This window comes from Kordia jejudonensis, from assembly GCF_001005315.1.
Taxonomy (GTDB): Bacteria; Bacteroidota; Bacteroidia; order Flavobacteriales; family Flavobacteriaceae; genus Kordia; species Kordia jejudonensis.
Genome location: NZ_LBMG01000166.1, coordinates 1 through 259, shown reverse-complemented (window position 1 = coordinate 259; position 259 = coordinate 1). Strand labels below are relative to the sequence as shown.

At 36.7% G+C, this 259-nt stretch carries 1 protein-coding gene; it reads left to right on the top strand.

All coding sequences use genetic code 11. The features are described from left to right. Nucleotides 1-259 (top strand): condensation domain-containing protein (locus AA089_RS23155; protein ID WP_046759402.1); only part of this gene is annotated, 259 nt, incomplete at both ends.

Genomic DNA, 259 nt, shown 5'->3' with positions numbered 1-259 from the left:
TAGATCAAGCAGTTTTAGCCGATTCTTTACAATATATTGTCGCACGTCATGAATCGCTTCGAACCGTTTTTAAAGATCATGAAGGAATCGGATATCAGCAAATTATCGAAAGTGTCGATTTTGAAGTTTCACACATAAAAAATGCTTCAGAAACAGCTGTAGCGACACAAATTGAAACACTTACCAAAATACCGTTCGATTTAGCAAACGATTACATGTTACGCGCACGTATTGTTTCAAAAAGTGACACGGATCATGT